General features: G+C 67.8%; 14 protein-coding genes. 9 read left to right on the top strand and 5 right to left on the bottom strand.

The window, feature by feature from the left end:
• Positions 1 to 7: 7 nt before the first annotated feature.
• The 3 genes from hpf (at position 8) to secA (ending at position 4,826) form a co-directional block, all read left to right on the top strand.
• Positions 8 to 733, top strand: a complete 726-nt coding sequence (gene hpf, locus AC1D0A_RS17625; protein ID WP_028276003.1) for a ribosome hibernation-promoting factor, HPF/YfiA family — start codon at positions 8 to 10, stop codon at positions 731 to 733.
• A 33-nt stretch (positions 734 to 766) separates the two neighbouring features.
• Positions 767 to 1,984, top strand: coding sequence for a winged helix-turn-helix domain-containing protein (locus tag AC1D0A_RS17630; RefSeq protein ID WP_476946407.1), 1,218 nt, complete (start codon positions 767 to 769; stop codon positions 1,982 to 1,984).
• A 103-nt stretch (positions 1,985 to 2,087) separates the two neighbouring features.
• Positions 2,088 to 4,826 (top strand): preprotein translocase subunit SecA, encoded by a 2,739-nt coding sequence (gene secA, locus AC1D0A_RS17635; protein WP_028276005.1) that lies wholly within the window; start codon positions 2,088 to 2,090, stop codon positions 4,824 to 4,826.
• 253 nt (positions 4,827 to 5,079) lie between these two features.
• Here secA and AC1D0A_RS17640 read toward each other — a convergent pair whose 3' ends face one another.
• The gene (locus AC1D0A_RS17640; protein WP_243181195.1) at positions 5,080 to 5,565 is read right to left on the bottom strand and encodes an Rv3235 family protein; all 486 of its coding nucleotides are present in this window, start codon (positions 5,563 to 5,565) and stop codon (positions 5,080 to 5,082) included.
• Positions 5,566 to 5,715: 150 nt separating this feature from the next.
• Positions 5,716 to 6,525, bottom strand: coding sequence for a LysM peptidoglycan-binding domain-containing protein (locus tag AC1D0A_RS17645; protein WP_476946408.1), 810 nt, complete (start codon positions 6,523 to 6,525; stop codon positions 5,716 to 5,718).
• 180 nt (positions 6,526 to 6,705) lie between these two features.
• Between AC1D0A_RS17645 and AC1D0A_RS17650 the strand changes: the two genes are divergently transcribed.
• The gene (locus AC1D0A_RS17650; RefSeq protein WP_476943751.1) at positions 6,706 to 7,275 is read left to right on the top strand and encodes a hypothetical protein; all 570 of its coding nucleotides are present in this window, start codon (positions 6,706 to 6,708) and stop codon (positions 7,273 to 7,275) included.
• 14 nt (positions 7,276 to 7,289) lie between these two features.
• On the opposite strand, the gene AC1D0A_RS17655 is transcribed toward AC1D0A_RS17650, so the two are convergent.
• Positions 7,290 to 7,511: a helix-turn-helix domain-containing protein gene (locus AC1D0A_RS17655; RefSeq protein WP_018775212.1), complete on the bottom strand. Its 222-nt coding sequence runs from the start codon at positions 7,509 to 7,511 to the stop codon at positions 7,290 to 7,292.
• A 151-nt stretch (positions 7,512 to 7,662) separates the two neighbouring features.
• Here AC1D0A_RS17655 and AC1D0A_RS17660 point away from each other — a divergent pair, with 151 nt between their 5' ends.
• From AC1D0A_RS17660 to AC1D0A_RS17675, 4 genes are read left to right on the top strand one after another with little or no spacing between them, the layout of a single operon-like run.
• Complete coding sequence (locus AC1D0A_RS17660) at positions 7,663 to 8,307, top strand: CpaB family protein (RefSeq protein WP_243181198.1); 645 nt, start codon at positions 7,663 to 7,665, stop codon at positions 8,305 to 8,307.
• Positions 8,304 to 9,623 carry a CpaE/TadZ family protein gene (locus AC1D0A_RS17665; RefSeq protein WP_476946409.1) on the top strand — a complete coding sequence of 440 codons (1,320 nt, stop codon included), beginning with the start codon at positions 8,304 to 8,306 and terminating at the stop codon, positions 9,621 to 9,623. Before AC1D0A_RS17660 ends, AC1D0A_RS17665 begins: the two co-directional genes overlap by 4 nt.
• 57 nt (positions 9,624 to 9,680) lie before the next feature.
• Entirely contained in the window at positions 9,681 to 14,528 is a 4,848-nt protein-coding gene (locus AC1D0A_RS17670) for an NAD-glutamate dehydrogenase (RefSeq protein ID WP_476946410.1), read from the top strand.
• 36 nt (positions 14,529 to 14,564) lie between these two features.
• Positions 14,565 to 16,034 (top strand): sensor histidine kinase, encoded by a 1,470-nt coding sequence (locus tag AC1D0A_RS17675; RefSeq protein WP_079552959.1) that lies wholly within the window; start codon positions 14,565 to 14,567, stop codon positions 16,032 to 16,034.
• 139 nt (positions 16,035 to 16,173) lie between these two features.
• Here the strand turns inward: AC1D0A_RS17675 and AC1D0A_RS17680 are convergent, their stop codons facing one another.
• Complete coding sequence (locus AC1D0A_RS17680; protein WP_003804966.1) at positions 16,174 to 16,422, bottom strand: WhiB family transcriptional regulator; 249 nt, start codon at positions 16,420 to 16,422, stop codon at positions 16,174 to 16,176.
• 404 nt (positions 16,423 to 16,826) lie between these two features.
• Here AC1D0A_RS17680 and AC1D0A_RS17685 point away from each other — a divergent pair, with 404 nt between their 5' ends.
• Positions 16,827 to 17,222 (top strand): hypothetical protein, encoded by a 396-nt coding sequence (locus AC1D0A_RS17685; RefSeq protein ID WP_028276013.1) that lies wholly within the window; start codon positions 16,827 to 16,829, stop codon positions 17,220 to 17,222.
• Here the strand turns inward: AC1D0A_RS17685 and AC1D0A_RS17690 are convergent.
• Positions 17,190 to 21,584 carry an FtsK/SpoIIIE domain-containing protein gene (locus tag AC1D0A_RS17690; protein ID WP_476946411.1) on the bottom strand — a complete coding sequence of 1,465 codons (4,395 nt, stop codon included), beginning with the start codon at positions 21,582 to 21,584 and terminating at the stop codon, positions 17,190 to 17,192. The two genes, AC1D0A_RS17685 and AC1D0A_RS17690, sit on opposite strands and share 33 nt — an antisense overlap.
• Between the last annotated feature and the right edge of the window lie 277 nt (positions 21,585 to 21,861).

The raw sequence follows: 21,861 nt of genomic DNA on the forward strand, positions 1-21,861 counted from the left end.
GGGCACCATGGAGTTCATGATCAGCGGACGCAACTTGACGGTCTCAGACCGGTTCCGCGAATATGCCGACGACAAGATCTCAAAGATCGCGTCGTTGGGAGACAAGGTCCAGAGGGTAGACGCGAAGGTCACCAAAGAGACCAAAGCCCGCCAGACCGCCGAATCGCTCACGGTTGAGTTGACAGTCCTGGGACGCGGCCCAGTAATCCGCGCTGAAGCGAGTGCCGCCGACAAGTTCGCCGCGTTCGATCTCGCTTACAACAAGCTTCTTGAACGCCTGCGCAGGGCCAGGGACCGCAGAAAGGTCCACCACGGCCGGCATACCCCGAAGTCCGTCACCGAGGCGACGGCAGCCCTGGAGCCGGCCAGCCCCAGCGAACCCCTCTATGTGGAGGCGGCGCAGCAGCAGGAGACCCAGGCGACGGCGGCAGAGAAGTCGCCGTATGAGGTCGAGAACGATATTCCGGCCGGCGACTCGCCTGTACTGATCCGCCGGAAGGTGTTCGCCGCGTCCCAGCTCACCCTCGATGACGCCGTCGACAACATGGAACTTGTGGGTCACGACTTCTATCTTTTCGTGGACAAGGAGACCAAGGCGCCGTCGGTCGTCTACCGCCGTGACGGCTGGACCTACGGGGTCATCTCCCTGGACCAGACGTGCGAGCCCGGACATTCGAGTCTGGAAGACAAAATCCTGGCCTACCGTTCAGAGGATGAGCCCGCCAGCGCATAAGCTGGTGCAGACTTTTCCGACGAAGGGACTAACGTGCAAGCATCGCTGAGCCTGGCACAGGCACGGCGGATCGCGTTGGCAGCCCAGGGACTGGAGAAGGAACGGCCCACCGGACCCGTGAGTGCACGGGCGGTGGGCCGCACCTTTGCCCGGCTGCACCTGGTTCAGATCGACTCCGTCAATGTGGTGTCCCGCAGCCACTTCCTGCCCTTCTTCTCCCGGCTCGGCAACTACGACCGCACCATCCTGGCGCGCATGGCGGGGACCCACCCGCGCCGGATGATGGAGTACTGGGCCCACGAAGCCTGCTTCATCCGCCCGGACCACTTCCACGATCTCGTGCAGTGGCAGAGCCGCAAATGGGTGGGCGCGCACGCGATGGACCCCGAACTGCGCAACGGGGTGGCGGCCAAGGTCCTGGACACCCTGGCCGTCGGGAAGCCGCTGACCGCCGCCGAACTAACAGCCCGGCTCGGCCATGTGGAAGACCAGCAGCGGGACAACTGGGGCTGGAACTGGAACGCCGTCAAAAGGGTGCTGGAACATCTCTTCGAAGAAGGCCTTGTCTCCGCATCCTCGCGGACGGAGTCCTTCGAACGGCGTTACGCCCTCACCGCCCGGGTGCTCCCCGGACCGGGCAAGGATGCGGTGGCACCCGAACCGGATGCGGCCGCGGCCATGGACCGGCTGATCGACGCCGCGGCCCAGGCCCACGGTATCGGGACGGTGCGATGCTTCGCCGACTATTTCCGGACACCGCAGAAGGACGCCGCCGTCGCCGTCCGGAACCTCGTGGACAGCGGCCGGCTGCAGCCGGTCACGGTATCCGGCTGGGACCGGCCCCTGTACCGCCACGTGGAGGCGAAACTGCCGCGCTCGGCCACCGGACGGGCGCTCCTGAGCCCCTTCGACTCCCTCGTGTTCGAACGCCGGAGGCTCGAGGAGCTCTTCGGGTTCCACTACCGGATCGAGATCTACACTCCCGAGCCGAAGCGGAAGTACGGCTACTACGTCCTGCCGTTCCTGCTCCGCGCCGAGATCGTCGCACGGGTCGACCTCAAAGCGGACCGGGCCGGTGGGCGGCTCCTGGCCAGGGCCGCCCATGCCGAACCCGGCGCGCCGGAGGACACCGCCGTCGAACTCGCCGCGGAACTGCAGCTCATGGCAGAGTGGCTGGGACTGGACGACGTAGTTGTCTCGCCAATGGGGAACCTTGCGCCGGCGCTCGCCGAAGCCGTGGCTGCCCGGTAAACCGCACTATCCGCTGTGAGGGAACAGGCGCCACCGGCCTTGCGTCTCTCCCGTAGACTAAACACGCCAGAATTCGGCAGCTTGAGACTGGGAGCAACTTCACGTGGCATCACTTATCGAAAAACTTCTCCGCACGGGTGACAAAAAAACCCTGCGGCAACTGCGGAACTATGCCGATTCCATCAATGCCCTGGAAAGCTCCTTCCAGACCTTCACGGACGCCGAGCTCCGTGAAGAAACTGACCGGCTGCGCGAACGCCACCAGGCCGGCGAGAAGCTCGACGATCTGCTGCCCGAAGCGTTCGCGGCCGTGCGCGAGGCCTCGTCCCGTACCCTCGGCATGCGCCACTTCGATGTCCAGCTCATGGGCGGCGCCGCCCTGCACCTGGGCAACATCGCGGAAATGAAGACCGGTGAAGGCAAGACCCTGGTGGCCACCGCTCCGGCCTACCTCAACGCCCTCACCGGCAAGGGCGTCCACGTCGTCACCGTGAACGACTACCTCGCCGAATACCAGTCAGACCTCATGGGCCGCGTCTACCGCTTCCTCGGCCTCACCAGCGGCTGCATCCTCTCCAACCAGGACCCTGCGCTGCGCCGCGAACAGTACGCCGCGGACATCACGTACGGAACGAACAATGAATTCGGCTTCGACTACCTGCGCGACAACATGGCGTGGGACAGCTCGGAACTCGTCCAGCGCGGCCACCATTTCGCCATCGTCGACGAAGTGGACTCGATCCTCATCGACGAGGCCCGCACCCCGCTCATCATCTCCGGTCCGGCCCAGGGGGACACCAACCGCTGGTACAGCGAATTCGCCAAGGTGGTCACACGCCTGCAGGCCGAGACCGACTACGAGGTCGATGAGAAGAAGCGCACCGTCGGTGTCCTCGAGGCCGGCATTGAAAAGGTCGAGGACTACCTCGGCATCCACAACCTCTACGAGTCCGCCAACACGCCACTGATCGGCTTCCTGAACAACGCCATCAAGGCCAAGGAGCTGTTCAAGCGCGACAAGGACTACGTCATCCTCGACGGCGAGGTGCTGATCGTCGATGAGCACACCGGCCGTATTCTCGCCGGCCGCCGCTACAACGAAGGCATGCACCAGGCCATCGAAGCCAAGGAAGGCGTCGAGATCAAGGCCGAGAACCAGACGCTCGCCACCGTGACGCTGCAGAACTACTTCCGCATGTACGACAAGCTCGCGGGCATGACCGGCACGGCCGAGACCGAGGCCGCCGAGTTCATGAGCACCTACAAGCTCGGCGTCGTCGCCATCCCGACCAACCGCGACATGACGCGGATCGACCAGGCCGACCTCGTCTACAAGAACGAGACCGTCAAATTCGACGCAGTAGTCAAGGACATCGCCGAACGCCACGAAAACGGCCAGCCTGTCCTCGTCGGCACCACCAGCGTCGAGAAGAGCGAATACCTCTCCCGGCTGCTCGCTAAGGAAGGCGTCCGGCACGAGGTCTTGAACGCCAAGAACCATGCCCGTGAAGCGTCCATCGTGGCCCAGGCCGGCCGCAAGGCCGCCGTCACGGTCGCGACCAACATGGCGGGCCGCGGTACCGACATCATGCTCGGCGGCAACGCGGAATTCACCGCCGTCGCCGAAATGGCCAAGCGCGGCCTGGACCCGGAGGAGAACTCCGAGGAATACGAGGCCGCGTGGCCCGAGGTGTTCGAATCCGCCAAGCAGTCCGTCAAGGACGAACATGAGGAAGTCCTGAACCTGGGCGGACTCTACGTGCTCGGCACCGAACGGCACGAGTCCCGCCGCATCGACAACCAGCTCCGCGGCCGTTCCGGACGCCAGGGCGACCCCGGCGAGTCCCGGTTCTACCTCTCCCTGACCGATGACCTGATGCGCCTGTTCAACTCCGGCGCGGCCGAGCGGCTCATGAACAGCTCGGTGCCCGACGACGTCGCACTCGAATCCAAGCTCGTCTCGCGTGCCATCGCCTCGGCCCAGGGCCAGGTGGAAGGCCGCAACGCCGAACAGCGCAAGAACGTGCTGAAGTACGACGACGTCCTGAACCGCCAGCGCGAGGCGATCTACGGTGACCGGCGCCGCATCCTCGAAGGCGATGACCTCCACGAGAAGGTCCAGTACTTCCTGGAAGACACCATCAACGCCTTCATCGACGAAGCCACAGCCGAGGGCACCGGCGATGACTGGGACTTCAACCTCCTGTGGTCCAACCTCAAGACCCTGTACCCCGTGAGCTTCACCCCGCGCGACGTCATTGACGAGGCCGGCGGCAAGTCCCGGATCACGACCGAGTTCCTCCGGGAAGAGATCCTTTCCGATGCCCGTCTGGTCTACCAGGCCAGGGAGCAGGCGATTGGCTCCGAGAGCATGCGCGAACTCGAGCGCCGGGTGGTCCTTTCCGTCATCGGGCGCAAGTGGCAGGAACACCTCTACGAGATGGACTACCTCAAGGAGGGCATCGGGCTGCGCGCCATGGCCCAGCGTGACCCTCTGGTCGAGTACCAGCGCGAGGGCTTTATCATGTTCCAAGCCATGATGGAGGCCATCCGCGAGGAGAGCGTCGGCTTCCTGTTCAACCTCGACGTCGAAGTGACGCCGGCCGAAGACGTTGTGGTGGCGGACGCCGAGGGCCAGCACACCGAACACCACGAGCCGCAGATCCATGCTGCCGGGCTCGAAGCCCCGGAGAAACCCGCGCAGCTGCAGTACACCGCCCCTGGCGAGGACGGTGCCGCCCAGACCCGGATCGAGGCGAAGGTCTCCGGACGTTCGGGAAACCCGGCCAAGGCCGCGGCGCAGGACATCGGCCGCCGCGCTGCGAAGAAGAAGCGGCGCTAGGCACGAAGCCAACACGGGAGGACCGGAGCATTTGCTCCGGTCCTCCCGTGTTTGCGCCTCCTTTCCCTTACATGCCGGGCATTCCCTTGCAGACCGGGCCCGGTTCCGCAGGTTCCTGCCTTCGGCCGGCTACTGGCTTCTGCCGGTTCTCTGCCTCTCTTTTCTCTTTTGCCGGCTTTCTGCTCGTTTTCTGCGGACTCCCTGCTTGTTTTGTGCGGACTCTCTGCCTGTTTTGTGCCTGCGGCCGTGCCGTTCAGCCAATCTCCAGCACGGTGACGCGCCAGGCCGCCGTGCCGCGCTCCAGCCGCAGCGCGACCGCGCGAACCCGTGATTCCTCGACCACCACCGCGCTGGCCTCGTAGACGTCATCTGACACGCGGCAGGCCCGGACGGACCTGACGGACGGGTTGCGGTGCAGCCTGCCTGCCGTTGGCGAGCTGCCGGAGGCAACCCGGCGGGTCAATGCGGCTCGGTGCTGCAGGGCCGCCAGGCAGCGCGGGTCCAGGCGCCGGGAGAGCTGCTGTGCGGGCCTCGTCCCGGCCAGCACTTCGATCGCCGCCTGCACGGTGCTCCGGGAAATCGCACAAATCTCGCGGGCCTCGTCAACAACGCGCAGCGGCGGTGGGGCCGCAGTGGCGTGGTTGGCCTGTGGTGTTGCCGTGCCGGACACAACCCGGAGGGCGGGGGCGTGCGGGACGGGGGTCGCCGCGGCTGAGCGGATCCCGGTGACTGCGTTCATGTCGGTTCCTTTGCTGATGGCTGGTGCGGGTGGCTTGCGGCTGATGCGGGTGGCTGGAACCGGGCGAATCTTCCGACCGGCTTGTCCTGTGGCCTTCGGTGGGCCGGGGTGGGGCCGGAGTTGCGGCCCGGCGTGTGGTGCGGCGGCCCCCTAGCGCGGCGGCGGGAGGACCAGGACCTGTCCGGGCCGCAGGAAGTGCGGGTCGGCTCCGATAGCGTCGCGGTTGCCCGCATAGAGCCGGGGCCACTCTCTGGCGATGTCGGCGTCGGAAGCCAACGGCCCCAGCGCCGCCGCGGCGATGCTCCACAGCGAATCGCCGGACCGGACCGTGACCTCCCTGCGGGCGCCGGGGAAGTCCTGTGTGCGCACATGGCGTGCGGCCAGGGGCCCGGCATCCACGATCGGGCTCAGCGGCTTCCACCGCGGATCCAGCGCGGAACCGGCTCCCGGCCCTTGTGGCTCAGGTGCCAAGGCCTCCCCGGGTGACGGAGTCCAGGATGCCGATACCGCTGCCGGACCGGGTCTTTCCGGTCCGGACCCGCCAGGCGCAGTGGCCGCGCTGGCCAGCGGCGCCGTCAGCAGCTGCAGTCCGACGGCGGCGAGCACCAGCCGCCGCATGAACGCCGGGCTGAACCGGGCCGTGGCGGCCGCCGCGCGGGTCCTGCCGAGGCGGTCCAGCAGTGCCGCCGCGACGGCGAAAGCGAGCGACAACACCCACCAGGTGATGACAATCAGCCCGGACGTATTTGCCACGATCCCGAGCTGGTCCTCGAAGGACAGCGACTGCCGGTGTGCCGAGCCGGACTGCCAGCGCTGAATCAGGAAACTTCCCGTAGCTGCGAGGAAGATCCCGAGCAGCAGGATGGCGGCGGCCATGGCGGCGTCGGCCCGAACTGTTTGTCTCGGCAGGGGGACGGGCAGGGGCCGGTCCCCGGGTTGCGGCGTCGCTGTCCGGTCCATGGGTTGTTCCTCCAGTCGAAATTAATATCGTTTGATGGTGTTTGATGTCATTTGATAACTTTGTAGTCTGTTTAACGAAGTCTGATCCTGTTGTGCTCGGTTTGTCTAGACGCAGCCGGAGCCTGTGGATAGGGGAGGCCTCGGATTGACCAGTGCGGGAGGGCCGCCTACGCTGGCGCCATGCGGTGGGACGCGTTGTTTGAGGACATGGAGGCACAGTTGGCCGCGCGCCAGCGGCTGGAATTAGAGGCTGAAATAGCCGAGCGTGCACTCGTGGACTCTGCGGGAGTGCAGCTCGCGGACCGGCTCCGCGGGTCCCTCGGGCTCAGTATCCGCGTGCATTTGTCCTCGGGGCGGGCGTTCGAGGGAGTGCTGAGCCACGCGGGCAGCGAGGCCCTGGTCCTTGATGAGCCCCAACATCAGGTACTCATTCCCTACGCCGCGGCCGCGTACTATGGGGGTCTTTCGCGGGTGGCGGTCTCCGAACCGTCAATCGTCCGCCGGCGGCTCGGTTTGGGCAGCGCCCTCCGGGGACTCGCCAGGAACCGTGCACGGGTGACGATATTTGCCGGTCACGGGAGGGCAGACGCGGGGCTCCACGGCATCATTGATACGGTCGGCAGGGACTTCCTGGACCTGGCCGTGACACGGGACGGCCGGGAACGGCCTCCGGCGAACGCCCGGCAGGTGCTTGCCATCCCCTTCGGCGCCCTCGCGGGCATCAGGTCCGTTGCTGCCGCGGGCGGCTAATCAGCCCGCCGGGTTCAGCTTCCGGCGGACTTCGCCTTGGCCTCTTCGATCATGCGGCTGGCCTCGGCATAGCGCTCCTGGATGTACTGCTCGAGCATCTTTTCCTCGACGCGCCACTGGCCGCGTCCGCCCACCTGGATTGCCTTCAGCTCGCCGCTGCGAACGAGCGCGTAGGCGGCCGGAGAGTTGATCTGGAGCTGCTCGGCAACGTCAGCGAGAGTCAGGAATCGGGGCATGAATCCATTTTGCCACCGTTGAGGCCTACTGGTGCCGTTATCCACAGTTTGTGCCTGTTTGGCCCCGGATCTTCCACCCGGGCGGCCCGGGCGCAACAATGGGGGTGCCCGGCATCCGGGAATGGACGGCGACGACAGGGGGAGCGGACGCATGAGTGGAAGCGCGGCAGCCGAAGGGGCCCGTTTGAAAAGGCCGTCCTGGAAAGACCCCCGGCTCCTCGTCGGAATCCTGCTGGTCCTGGCATCCGTGGTCGGCGTGGTCTCGCTGGTCGGTGCCGCGGACCAGACCACGGAAGCGTACGCAGCGCGGGAGCCGATCGCCGTCGGTGAGACGCTGACAACCGACAAGCTGCACCGGGTCAAGGTGCGGCTCGGCGAGGTGGAACAGCGATATCTGACCCCGGAGTCCGGCCTGGATGCCGGACTTGTGGCCGTGCAGCGGATCGGCAAGGACCAGCTGCTGCCGCGTGAGAGTGTCGGGCAGCTCGACGGGCTGGACCGCAAGCCCGTTTCCGTCACCGTCGAGGAGACCCTTCCCGCCCAGGCCGTGGCGGGCTCGCGCGTGGATGTCTGGGTGGCGTTGCCGGATACCCGCAACGGCTTCAGCGAGCCCTCCCTGCTCCTCTCCGGCGCCGAAATTGCCCAGATCACCCCGGGCAGCACAGCCCTGGGCTCCTCCCGTTCCACGGTGGTCATGGTGCTCGTCCCCGACGCCCAGATGCCCAAGTTGCTGGGGGCCCAGGCCAACAAAGCAAAGATCGCGGTCGTGTGGAACCCGGGCGGTACCTCGCGATGAGCATTCCTGTGGTGACTGTGGGGGACTCCCGCGATGACCTGGTCGGCGGACTGGAGCGGCTGCACGGGCCCGTGTCCGTTGTCCGTCGGTGCAGCGAGCTGGCGGAACTGCTGGCCGCCTGCCAGAGCGGGTTGGCCCGCGCCGCCGTCGTAGCGGCCGGCAGCGAAGAGCTGACGGCCTCGCTGGTGGACCGGCTGTCCGCCGTCGGCGTCGTCGTCATCGCCTTGACCGACAATCCGGAGGAAACTGTCCGCCTGCGGACCATTGGCGTGGCAGCGGAAGCCCGGGCCGTTGACGCCGCGGCCCTGGCGGCGCGGATTTCCGCAGCGGTGGCGCAGCTCAGTGGCACCGGAGCGGGGCCGGGGCCGACCGCGGGTGACAGCGCCGCGTCCGTCGCCGCCGCAGGGCAGGTGCCGCGGTCTTCCGGGGCGCAAACCGTCACCGCAAGCCCAGGCGCGAAGGGCCGGATCATTGCGGTCTGGGGTCCGGCCGGGGCGCCGGGCCGGACCCTGGTGGCCGCCAACATCGCCGGGGAGCTGGCCGCGGAAGGCCATTCCGTGCTGCTGGTCGACGCCGACAGCTATGGTGCCAGCGTGGCCGCCCTCCTGGGTCTGCTTGACGAGGCCGCCGGGCTGGCCCAGGCCTGCCGGCTGGCAGACCAGGGCTTGCTTGACGCCGAGGCCCTGCTCAGGATCGCCACGACCGTGCCGACCAAGGCCGGCGCGCTGCGGGTGCTCACCGGGATTACGCGGGCGGACCGCTGGACGGAACTGCGCGCCGCGGCCCTCACACTGGTGCTGGAGCGGGCCCGGGAGATTGCGGATGTCACTGTGGTGGACACCGGCTTCTGCCTCGAAGCCGATGACGAGCTTGGCTTTGACAGTGGCGCGCCGCGCCGAAACGCCGCGACCCTGCGAAGCCTGGAGCTGGCCGACACGGTCTTTGCCGTCGGGGCGGCGGACTCCATCGGGGTGCCGAGGCTCGTCCGCGGCCTCGCCGAGCTTCAGGCGGCCGTCCCGCAGGCGGCGCCGCAAGTGGTCCTGAACAAGGTCAGGACCTCCGCGGTTGGGCGCTCGCCCGAGCGCCAGCTGCGGGCCGCCTGGGAGCGGTACGGCCCCTCGGCGCCGTTGTCGGCGTTCCTGCCCTCCGACCCCGCGGCGAGCGACGCCGCCCTCCTGTCCGGGGCACTTTTGCTCGAATCCGCCCCTGAATCCGAGTTGAGGCACGCGATCGCCATTTTGGTTTGTGCACCTGCCCAGCGAAATAAGAAATCCTTTGTCTTTTCTTCTACAGCACGACGCCGGGCAAAGGGTTAGGGTCAACGTAAGGGCCGCAAAGAGGCGGCTGTGAACTTCTTTTATGGAGGCGTTTCGATGTCGTCTGGGTCCAGCGTGGAGGATCAGCCCGTCTCGATCGGTAGCAGCGAAAGCTACCTCGGGGATTACTACGAGCACCTCGCGGAGGAGGATTTCCGGGCCTATCCCCAGGAAGTCCTGACGGCAAGGACCGAAACCCACCGCCAGATCGCGGCGACGCGGAAGCCGGGCATCGCAAACATCGCCCTTCGTGACGAGGCCGACTGCAGCGTCCTGTACATCGTCACCGACGATATGCCCTTCCTCGTGGACTCCGTCAACGCCGAACTGGTCCGGCAGAACGCGCCCATCCACCTCGTGCTGCACCCACTTTTCGTAGTGACCCGCAACCGGGAGACCGGCAACCTCGTCAAGGTGGCCCGCGTCCCCTCCCACCTGGGCATCTCCAGCGGTGACACGGCGGCCATGCCGAACCTCTCCCACCTGATCGCCGAGGGCGACAACGCCTCGCACATGGAATCCTGGATCGCCGTCGAGATCGACCTCGTCGACGAGGAGAAGCGCGCGGAGCTGGTCAAGGGAATCTCCCGCGTGCTTGGCGACGTCCGCGCCGCCGTCGAAGACTGGCCGAAGATGCGCACGAAAGCCCTTGAAATTTCCGCGGATCTGGACCGGGTGGCCAACCGGGCGCAGATTGCCGAGCTGCGCCAGGCCCAGGACCTGCTCCGCTGGCTCGATGACGGGAACTTCACCTTCCTCGGCTACCGCGAATACGACCTCGTCAACGAATCCGGCGAGGATGTCCTGGAACTGCGCGAGGAAAGCGGCCTCGGCCTGCTCCGCGCCGGTGCGGACACCCGCCAGGTCCAGCACCTCACCGAGGCCGGCAGGAAGAAGGCCCGCGAGAAGCGCGCGCTCGTGATCACGAAGGCGAACTCCCGCTCTACCGTGCACCGCCCGGCGTACCTGGATTACATCGGCGTTAAAAGCTTCGACGCCGCCGGCAACGTCAACGGCGAACGCCGCTTCATCGGCCTGTTCGCCACGACCGCCTACGCCGGTTCCGTCCGCGATATCCCCGTAGTCCGGGAGAAAGTCGCCGCTGTTCTCAGCGACGCCGGCTTCCCGCCGGACTCGCACTCGGGCAAGGACCTCCTCGGCATCCTTGAAACCTATCCGCGCGATGAGCTCTTCCAGATCGAAATCCCGGACCTCGCCGCCATCGCCACCGGCATCCAGCGGCTGCAGGAACGCCGCCGGACGCGGCTCTTCCTCCGCCCCGACATCTACGGCCGCTTCATGTCCGCCGTCGTCTACCTGCCCCGCGACCGCTACACCACCAACGTCCGCCTGCGCATTGAGCAGGAACTGCGGGAGACCTTCAACGCCGTCTCCATCGACTACGAGGCGCGCATGACAGAGTCCGCTCTGGCCCGCCTCTTCTTCCGGATCCGGCTGCCCAAGGACGCCGACGTCAGCAACGTCAACAGCGACGAACTGGAGAAGCGCCTGGTCCGGGCCGCCCGTTCCTGGGGCGAAGGCATTTCCGAAGTTCTGCGCGCCCGCGGCGACGGCGCCAAGGAACTGGCAGCGGTCTGGGCCGAGGCGTTCCCGGCCGGGTACCGGGTGGACTACGAGATCGAAGACGCGCTGCAGGACATCGACCGCTTCGAAAAGTACGGTGCCGCGGCCGAACGGGCCGGCGAAGCCGTCAAGGAGCACCCCGGCGTCCACGTGTACCTCCCCGACGGCGCCGGAGCCACACTGGAAGAGGACGCCCGGGTCAAGCTCTACATGCTGGAGCCGAAGAGCCTGAGCCAGATCCTGCCGTACTTCCACAACCTCGGGCTCGAGGTCCTGGACGAGCGCCCGTTCGAGATCGAGACCGCGGATCACCGGGACTTCTTCCTCTACGACCTCGGCCTCAAGTACCCCGCCGGCGTGGATCCCCAGGCCACCGGACAGTTGCTGGGCGAGTTCTTCGGCGCCGCCGTGACCGGCGCCGTGGAATCCGACAGCTTCGACCGGCTGGTACTGCGGGAGGGCATGCACTGGCGCCAGGTTGTCGTACTGCGCGCTTACGCCAAGTACATGCGGCAAATGGGCAACACCAACTCCTTCGGGTTCCTGGCTGACACCCTGCTGGCGAACCCGGACGTCACCCGGGGACTCAGCGCCCTGTTCACCGCCCGGTTCGACCCGGCGCTCAGTGACTCCGGCCGCGTGCTCAGGGAGGTAGAGGTCCTCGCCGGACTGGATGCAGCGATCGAGCAGGTCGCGACCCTCGATGCCGACCGCCTGCTGCGCACGTTCAAGAACCTGATCCAGGCAACGCTCCGCACGAACTACTTCCAGAACAAGCCCCACATGAGCTTCAAACTGGATCCGTCCCTGATCGAGGGCCTGCCCTTCCCGCGGCCGATGTTCGAGATCTGGGTCTACTCGCCCCGGGTCGAGGGCGTGCACCTGCGCTTCGGCAAGGTGGCCCGCGGCGGCCTGCGCTGGTCGGACCGGCGCGAGGACTTCCGCACTGAAATCCTGGGCCTGGTGAAGGCGCAGACCGTCAAGAACGCCGTCATTGTTCCGACGGGCGCCAAGGGCGGCTTCTACGCCAAGCAGCTCCCGGACCCCGCGGCAGACCGCAGCGCCTGGATGGCCGAAGGTGTTGAGAGCTACAAAACGTTCATCCGCGGACTCCTGGACATCACGGACAACCTGATCGTGACGCCCGAGGGCGAAACCGTCCGGCCCCCGGCCGACGTCGTGCGCCATGACGACGACGATTCCTACCTTGTGGTCGCGGCCGACAAGGGGACGGCGTCCTTCTCCGACATCGCCAACGGACTGGCCGGCGAATACGGCTTCTGGCTCGGGGACGCCTTCGCCTCCGGCGGCTCCGTCGGCTACGACCACAAGGCCATGGGCATCACCGCCCGCGGCGCGTGGGAGTCGGTCAAGCGCCACTTCAGCGAACTGGACCTCGACACCCAGGCCGAGCCCTTCACCGTGGTGGGCGTCGGTGACATGTCCGGCGACGTGTTCGGCAACGGCATGCTGCTCTCCAAGCACATCCGCCTGCTGGCTGCCTTCGACCACCGGCACATCTTCCTCGACCCCACCCCTAACGAGGCAACGTCCTACGCGGAACGCCAGAGGCTCTTTGAACTGCCCCGGTCCTCCTGGGATGACTACGACAAGTCGCTCATCAGCGAAGGCGGCGGCGTCTTTGCCCGGCAGGCCAAGTCGATCCCCGTGTCCGCGCAGGTCCGTACCGCCCTCGGCCTCCCGGAGGGCACCACGGAACTGAGCCCGCCGGAGCTCCTGCGCGCCATCCTCCTAGCCCCGGCCGATCTGCTTTACAACGGCGGCATCGGCACCTACGTCAAGGCCAGCACCGAAACGAATGCCGAGGTCGGCGACAAGGCCAATGACTCCATCCGCGTTGACGGCCGCGAACTGCGGGTCAAGGTGGTTGGGGAGGGCGGAAACCTGGGGATGACCCAGCGCGGACGCATCGAGGCCGCGCTGCAGGGCGTCATCCTCAACACGGACGCGATCGACAACTCGGCCGGCGTCGACTGCTCGGACCACGAGGTCAACATCAAGATCTTCGTGGACCGGATGGTAGCGGCAGGCAAGCTTGAGCCCGCCGAGCGTGCGGACTTCCTGGCCTCGATGACCGACGAGGTCGGCCGGCTGGTGCTTGAGGACAACATCGACCAGAACATCCTGCTCCTCAACGACCGGATGCGTGTCTCCGAATGGAGCCCGAGCTACGAACGGCTCATGGACTGGCTGGAAAAGTCGGCGGACCTCAAGCGGGACCTCGAGGCCCTGCCCACCACGGACACGCTGCGCGAGCGCCTGCAACAGGGCCAGGGGCTGACCTCTCCGGAGCTGTCGGTCCTGGCCGCCTACGCCAAGATCGAACTTGCCACGGCTTTGCGCGACAGCGACCTCGCCGATGACCCGTGGTTCCGCATGACGCTGCGGGCCTACTTCCCGGAGCAGCTGCGGGAGAGGTTCGACGCCGAACTGGACACCCACCCGCTGCGTCGGGAGATCATCGCGACCGTGGTTGCCAACGACATGATCAACCTCGGCGGCATCACCTTCGCGTTCCGTGCCATCGAGGAAACCTCGGCCACGGAGGCCGCCGTCGCCAAGGCGTTCGTGGCCCTCCGCGAGGTCTACGAGCTCGACATCATGGTCAAGGAACTCAACGAACTGCCGGCGTCGTTCCCGACCGAACACTGGAGCACCGTCCACCTGGACATCCGGCGGCTGCTGGACCGCGCCGTCCGGTGGCTCCTCGGCCAAGGCTCGGCGTCCCGTCCGATCGCCGAGATCGTGGCCGAATTCAAGCCGCTGATGGATCCCATGCGGGCCCGGCTGCTCGACTACCTCCGGGGCGACGACCGCGCCCGCGTGGCCGAATGGCTGGAGAAGGCGCGCAGCTGGGACCTTCCGGAAGACCTGGCCCACCGCTGGGCGGAACTGTTCGAGAGCTTCGTGCTCCTGGACATCGCCAAGATCGTCCACGGCAGCAAGGAATCCGTGGCCGATATTGCCCACGTGTACTACACGGTCTTCAACCGCTTCCATGCAGATTCCCTGCTCGAACGCATCACCAAGCTGCCGAGGGAGGACCGCTGGCAGGCCCTGGCCCGCGCAGCCCTTCGCGATGACCTCTACTCCACCGTCTCGGACATGACGACGGCCGTGCTGGAGTGCACCCCGGCCGGGACTCCCGCCGAGGAGCGTCTTGCGGTCTGGGAGGGCCAGAACGCGGAGCAGCTGGGCCGGGCGAAGTCAATGTTTGACGAGGTCAATGCGCTCGAGGCGGACGACATGGCCTCACTGTCGGTAGCATTGAGGCTCTTGAGGTCAATCGTCCGACGCTAAGGGGCAGCCGTCCCTGGCGTCGCAAATGGAGGTGCTGTGGCAATCTTTACGGACCCAATCAGGGAACATGCTGATTTTGGCCCGGGGGATGCCGAATGGCTGCATCTCCTGGTCGGCGACTGGCAGATGGTCGCCGACCTCGCGTTCGCCGACCTGGCCCTGTGGTTTCCGCACCCGGAGTTCGGCTATGTGGCACTGGCCCACGTCCGCCCCTCCACCACGCACACGGTGTTCCACGCCGACTTCGTGGGGGAGGGGATCCGGTCGGACCTGCAGCCGCTGGTCGACAAGGCGTGGGAGAGCCGCGCGATCGAACGCTCCAACGAGACCAACTGGAGCAGCGACATGGCCCTGCGGGTCGAGGCGGTCCCGATGGTCCGCAACGGCCGCACCCTGGCGATCGTGACCTCCCATATGGACCTGTCGAGTTCGCGGATGCCGTCCCGGCTCGAGCTCACCTACCGGCAATGCGCCTACGATTTGCTGCGCATGGGCACCCTGGGCCTGTGGCCGGACTTCGCGTCGCCCACAGGCTCGCGCCGCGGCGCGCCGCGTGTGGGTGACGGTTTGATCAGGCTCGACGCCGAGGGGATCGTGCAGTATGCCAGCCCCAACGGGGTCTCCGCGTTCCGCCGCCTCGGCGACGGCGAGTCCCTCGAGGGCCGGTCCCTCGCCGAGGTCACCGCCGGGCTTCTGCGGGACCGGCGCATGGTCGATGAAACCCTGCCGCTCGTCGTCACGGGCCGGATGCCGTGGCGCAGTGAAATCGAGTCACGCGGCGTGAGTCTTTCGCTGCGCGCGATCCCGCTGCGCGACGAGCAGCAGCGGTTCGGCGCCCTGGTCTTGTGCCGGGACGTCTCGGAGCTGCGCCGCCGGGAGATGGAGCTGGTCACCAAGGACGCCACGATCCGCGAAATCCATCACCGGGTGAAGAACAATCTGCAGACTGTCGCCGCCCTCTTGCGGATGCAGTCGCGGCGCATGGTCAGCGACGAGGCCAAACAGGGGCTCGAGCAGGCCATGCGACGGGTGGCGACCATTGCCCTCGTGCATGAGACGCTCTCGCAGGGCCTGACCCAGAGCGTTGATTTTGACGAACTCATCGGCCGCCAGTTCAGGCTCTCTGCCGAGGTCGCCTCGCCCTCGCAGCAGGTCAAGACACAGCGTTCCGGCCTCTTCGGCGAACTGCCGAGCGACTTCGCCACACCGTTGGCCCTGGTCATCAACGAGCTGGTCACGAACGCCGTCGAGCACGGGCTGGAGGGGCGCACCGGTACCGTCTGGCTCGTCGCCGACCGGTCGGAGAGCGAGGACGGGGATGAACTTCTCACCGTGACGGTGGAGGACGACGGCGTCGGACTGCCGGACACGCCGTATGTCGAGGGCCTGGGCCTGCAGATTGTCCGCACGCTGGTCATGAGTGAACTTGGTGGCACCATCCACTGGCAGGGAAGGGACGGCGGGGGAACCGCCGTCCAGATTGTCCTGAGCCTGACGCCGCGCTGACAGCCTGACGCCGGGGGCACTGATGCCGGGCGCACCGGCTTAAACGGGCAATGGCCGCGGACCTGTGGGTCCGCGGCCATTGCTGCAGGCTCGTGCGATCGTTGCCGGCACCGTAGCTATCGGTGCTTGGGCAGCAGAATCAGGAGGCGCGCCGTGCCCTTGCTGCGCGGCGCTTGAGGGCGCGGCGCTCGTCCTCGCTCATGCCGCCCCACACTCCGGCATCCTGGCCGGACTCCAACGCCCACTGCAGGCAGGTGTCCACGACCGGGCAGCGCCGGCAAACACTTTTCGCTTCCTCGATCTGCAGGAGGGCAGGGCCGGTGTTTCCTACGGGGAAGAACAGCTCCGGGTCCTTGTCAAGGCAGGCTGCGCGGTTACGCCAATCCATGCTGATCAGTCACTCCATTCCTGGGAACTCGTTAAATGCCTTTGTGAAATTATTCACTAGAGGCTTCATAAGAAAAGGGCCCATTGGGGCCCCCTCGGTCATCTGGATTAAGCGTGTCATGTTAACGCTGTGTAAACAAGGGGTAATAGAGGCCAAGATGCCTCGAGACCGTGAGCGATGCATCACATTCAGTGGCGGCGTCCTCACATCTAGTCGACTATGTCCGGTAGTGTGCCAGTGTGTCAAGGCCCCCTGTGAACCCTGAAGATCCCCGTGAAAATGCCGGCGAATACCCCGGTGAGAATCCCCGCGAAACCCCCGGTGAGAGTCTCCCTGAAAATGCCGGCGGGCCTCCTGAAGCAAATTCGCTGCCGAATCCGGGCGTAGCCCCTGGCGGTGGCCCTGTGCGGCCTCGGGGAATTGTTGTCATCGCCGTGGTCGTGGCACTGGAAGCCACGGCGCTGCTCGTGGCGGCCGTCTGGTACGGGACACAGCTTCTGACCGGGGCGCCGGTACTCTCTTTTTGGGGTGCCGTCTTTACGCTCTGCCTGCTGCTGGCCTTCTCCGTGTGGCTCTTTGCCGTCGCCCGCTTCCTGCTGCGGGGGTTCCGCTGGCCGCGGGCCGGTGCCCTCGTGGCCCAAATCTTCGTGCTGACCATTGGCTTCCCCACCCTGACCGGCGGCTATCCGTTGGCCGGACTGGCCATGCTGGTCCCCGCTGTGACGGCGATCGTGCTTCTGTTCGACAAGCGGGTCATAGCGTTCGCCTCACGGGCAGCCGGAGCCCCTCCCGCCCTGTAGAGGTCCGTCCCGTGCGGCGTGCCGCCCGGGGGAGATGTGGTCCGGGCCGCCGTCGGCGCGGAGGAGTTCCGGGCGGACGGCCGGGCGGAGCGCGGCCAGCTGGACCGGCGTCGCGCGGCCGTCGGAAATGACGACGGCGCGTCCCGGCGGAGGACTGTGCTCCGGTTCGAACCGGACCCCGAACGGCTCACTGTCCATGAACCCCCGCGGACGTATCAGGACCGCCCGCCCCTGGCCGCGCGCGATGGCAGCGAGATCCACCCGTTGCCCAAAGCCCGGGCCAAATCCCGCGGTGAGGATCACCCTCCAGCCCAGGCTGTTCAGGGACGCCAAGGCCCTGTTGGCCTCGGGTGAGAGCAGATCGGCGTCGTCTGCGAGCGCAATCGCTGTCCGGTCCAAGGTGCCCGCGAGTGCGCTGGCGTGGAGCCCGGACCAGTACTGGCCGGATGCGGTTCCCGGCCGTGGCGCGAGCCAGCCGCAAGCAGGGTTCATCCCCGGCAGTGCAGCCAGCAGCGTGCTTTTTCCCGAGCCGGGGCCGCCGAGGACCGCGAGAACGCCGCCGGAGGGCAACTGAATCCCCTGCGGCCGCAGTTCGTCGCCGCCGACCCCGAGGACCAAAGCAACCGCCGGGACCGGGACATCCGCCGGGCCGGGCATGGCGCCGGGCCCGGCAGCAGGCCCACGAGTCCTCCGCCCTGGACCGGAGCCGCACCGGGCCAGCACCTCGTCCACGGTCACCGACCCGGGCAGCGCGTCCACCCGGAAGGGCCTCTTCGACACGGCCCCACTCGTGGGACGCGGCCCGCCAGCGGCCGCTGGTTCGAACAGCTGGGCGGCGTGCCCGGTCGCAAGAGGCGTGGGAACGAAGGCGCCGAACACGGCCACGCGGCCGGGGACCGGTTCCAGCGCCGGAAGCCGCGGCCATGCGAGGTGGCCTTCGTCGGTAGAGCCTAAAGGGAAGAAAATCCGGTTGGGCAGGCCAGCGAAGAACCTCGCGGTCACCAGCTCACGCCCGCCGGAGACGAGGACAGTGATCCCTGCCAGGGAACCGTCCCGCACGATGTCATGAACGAGGTCTTCTGCCCAGGCCAGCGGCCCGGACCGGAATGCCGAAACCCAGGCGCCCCAGCCGCTGACCACCAGAACCAGCCCGGGCCGCGGCCGGCCCGCAGGCGCACCCAGCCGTGACGTGGCTTCTTCGGCGACCCGCCGCAGCACCCTGGCAGCCCGGCGCACTTCGTGCAGGCCGGCTACGGCGCCGACCCGGGATTCCGCTGCGGTGCCGCTGAAGGCGCCGGCGGCGTCAAGTATGTACAGGTGCGACTCCACCCTGCCGGCCAGAAGCTGCTCAACTGCGAGGGCCAATATTCGGTCCCCGGCGCCGGTTTCAGCGCCGACAAGGCCCAGATGCCCATGGCCGGCGGGACTCCAGCCCAGCTCCGTGACGCGTTGGAGTTCCGGCAGGTCCACCCGCCCCAGCCGGACTATGTCCCGCCCGGCGGGCCCGGAACCTGGGTGCGGCAGCAGGGCGGGCAGCGGATCTGCCACCGGCCGGCGGGGCGTTCGTGTGCCGAGACCCTGCCACACGGCCGCAGCGGCGTCGATCAGCGCCGCCGCCCCATGTGCCGGAGCCAAGGCCGGAGTCAGGGCCGGAGCCGGAAGCGGTGCCAGGACCGCGCCGTCGTCTGCTTCGCGTCCGGCGGAGCCGTCGGACCGGAAACCGGCGGCTGCCGGTGGCCGGGTTAGCTCGTCCGTGGCCGTGCGAACCGTGACCGTCCCGGGTGACCGCGGGTCGGCCCGGGGCGTCAGGGTGGCCGTCTGGAATTCCTCCGGAGCTTGCGCACCGCGGATCAGGAATGCCCGCCCGGGGCGTGCGATGGGAATCGCGGCCGCGAGCCCGGAGCCCATCGCGTCATAGGATTCGGGGCCGGACTGGACCCGGAGCGCGATGCATGTGGTGACGTTGGCCCTGATGTCGGCGTTCAGGGCTCCCTGCGGGCGCTGGGTGGCCATGATGAGGTGTATCCCCAGTGACCGGCCGATGGCGGCAATCCTCATAAGCTCGGCGAGGGCGCCGGGCGCTTCGTCCACCAGGATCCTGAACTCGTCAACGATGATGACCAGAGAGGGGACTGGCGGTCCGGCGGCCGGTGACGCCTCGTAGGCCGCGAGATCCGGGGCATTGGCCCGGGCGAGCAGTTCCTCCCTCCTGCGGACCTCGGCCCGCAGGGAAACCAATGTGCGCTCCACCTGCGCAGCGCCCAGATCGGTCAGCATGCCGACGCAGTGCGGGAGGCCGGTGAGTGGGCCCAAGCCGGAGCCGCCCTTGAAATCTATGAAGAGCAGGTTGACCCGGTCCGGCGGATGGCTGGCCGCGAGGCCGGCGGCAAGAGTCCGCAAGAACTCCGACTTTCCGGAACCCGTGGTCCCCGCGACCAGGAAGTGCGGACCGTCAGCCTTCAGGTCGATCCGCACGGCACCCCGGACCGCTGCGCCGACGGGCGTACCCAGCCCGGTCTCCGCGCCGCTCCGGGACCAGCGCCGGGAAATGTCCTGTGCAGCGAGGGGAAGGACGTCTGACAGGCTGCAATGATGCGGGATGGCCGGCGGGGGAGTCGCCGGCGTACGCCGTGCGGCACTGAACCCACGGCAAAAGCGGTCAAAGACCTCGGCCGGGACCAGATCCGGCACGAAGTCCACGGGCGGGGACCCAGGCCTGATCAGGGCGCCGCGCCGGCCGAGGACAATGCCAGGGTGTACGCCGGAACCGGGCTCCGGCGAGCACTCGATCACCCTCCATCCGTGCGCCGCCGCCATTGCCCTGAATGGCGGGCCGGCTCCAGCAGCGCCCGGACCGGGCGCGGCACCTGACTGCGCCGGAGAGTTCCAAAGAATGAGGACACCGCGGTCGAATCCTTCGCCATGAACCGGAGGACCGCCTGGTCCGCCTGGATCGCCGGGACCGCCAGGGCCGCCGGGGCCGCCGGGACTGCCGGGACTGCCGGGGCCGCCGGGATCGCCGGCCAGCACGGCCGCAGTGGTGGCGTCGTTCGCGGACAGTGTGACGCCGGGCAGGAAGCGCGCCGGCAACGGCACCGTGTCCGCCGGGCCATGCAACAGCAGTCGGGTGCTCTCCGCCAGGGGATAGGCGGCCAGTTGCAGGATGAACGAGCGCATCAGTCCGGCCGTCGCGGGCGCGGGGCCGTGGACGGTCACCACCGCCGGGACCGGGTCCAAGGTCAGGGGCACCTGGCCGAGCGGCGGTGGCCGAAAGCCGGCGTCGGGTGGTTCGGGCCGGATGTTCGCGCTCTGTTCCGCCAGCCCGAGCCGCAGGCAGATGTCCGGCGGCTCCCCGCCAGGCGCACGGGCTGTGGGGGGCACCGCAGCCGCGCAACCAATGGTCAGGTCAGCCGCGGAGGGTGCGGCGTGCCGGCGTCGTTCCCTGTCCTGCAGGGCGGCCCCCGCCACAGCGGCCTGGAACTCGCGGCGCTGGCGGCGGCCCGAAAGAAACGGGACCAGGACGGACACGCCAGAGACTGCGGTGAAGGCCAAGAACATCCACATGCCGGTGAGAAATGCCAGGCCGACGCCGACCAGGAGCGGCAGCACCGCGGCCAGCGCCATGGCGGCGCGGTGGCCTGGGGCGGCGGTGCCGCGGACAACCAGCGGCGCGGCAACGCTGGAGCCTGCCAGCGACGTCACGGCGTCCGGGGCAGCACGGGGCACACCCGATGGCCAGAGCCGGAGCGAGATAGTGGAGTCGCCGCAGCGGATCGAGGACGCCGTGGTCACCGGGGCCTTTCGCACGCTCCGGCCATCGACGCTGGTGCCGTTCGCACTGCCGAGGTCCATGATCGTGACGTCCGAGTCCGCCACGTCCAGGCGCGCGTGCTCCCGGGAGAGCGCGGCATCAGGGATCACGACCTCGGTGCCGGCGCGTCCGATCCGGAACCTTCCCCGCCGCAGGGCGACAAGCGTGCCCGCGCCGGGACCGCTGTCCACGGCGAGCAGCAACGTGGCAGCGTGCCGTTGGCCCGGCCCGGAGCGGAATGCCGCGCCCGATCCCGTCACGAGCCCAGCACCCTCAACCGGCACAGCACCCTCAACCGGCCCAGCACCCTCAACCAGCACAGCACCCTGGACCAGGGGAGGCACGCCAACGGTCATGACGGCGACCGGAGCTCCCCGGACCGACAGCTCACCGGTCCCGTAGCGCCGGGCGACGGCAGCCTCCAGGTCCGCGCCCGGGCAAGGGTCGGGGACCTCGACGGAGAGCTCAATGAGCTGCCCGTCCGGCGTCGTACCGGCTGCGGGGGCGCGCTGCATCAGGCTGCTGGGCGCGAGAGTGCAGTGGTAAATCATCCGCGGCATCCTTTCCGAGCGGCCGTCCGGTTCCACGGGTCCTGTTCCACGGGTCCGGTTCCACAGTAGGGAGACTCCGGCCCGGCAGTGCCGGGGAAAATGATCCATGTGGAAAACGCTTCGGAGCGGCGCCGCTGCCCCCGCCATGCGGGGCTCCCGGACCCGTGACGGGGGTGGCATCTGATCGCTGGGCCAGCCGCGATTCGCCGGTACCCACAGGGTCTCAGGTAGGCTAGACCAGCAGACAATGCACAACATTGCGCTGCCCGCATTCGAA

The sequence above is a fragment of the Arthrobacter sp. P1_D4 genome, assembly GCF_056406115.1.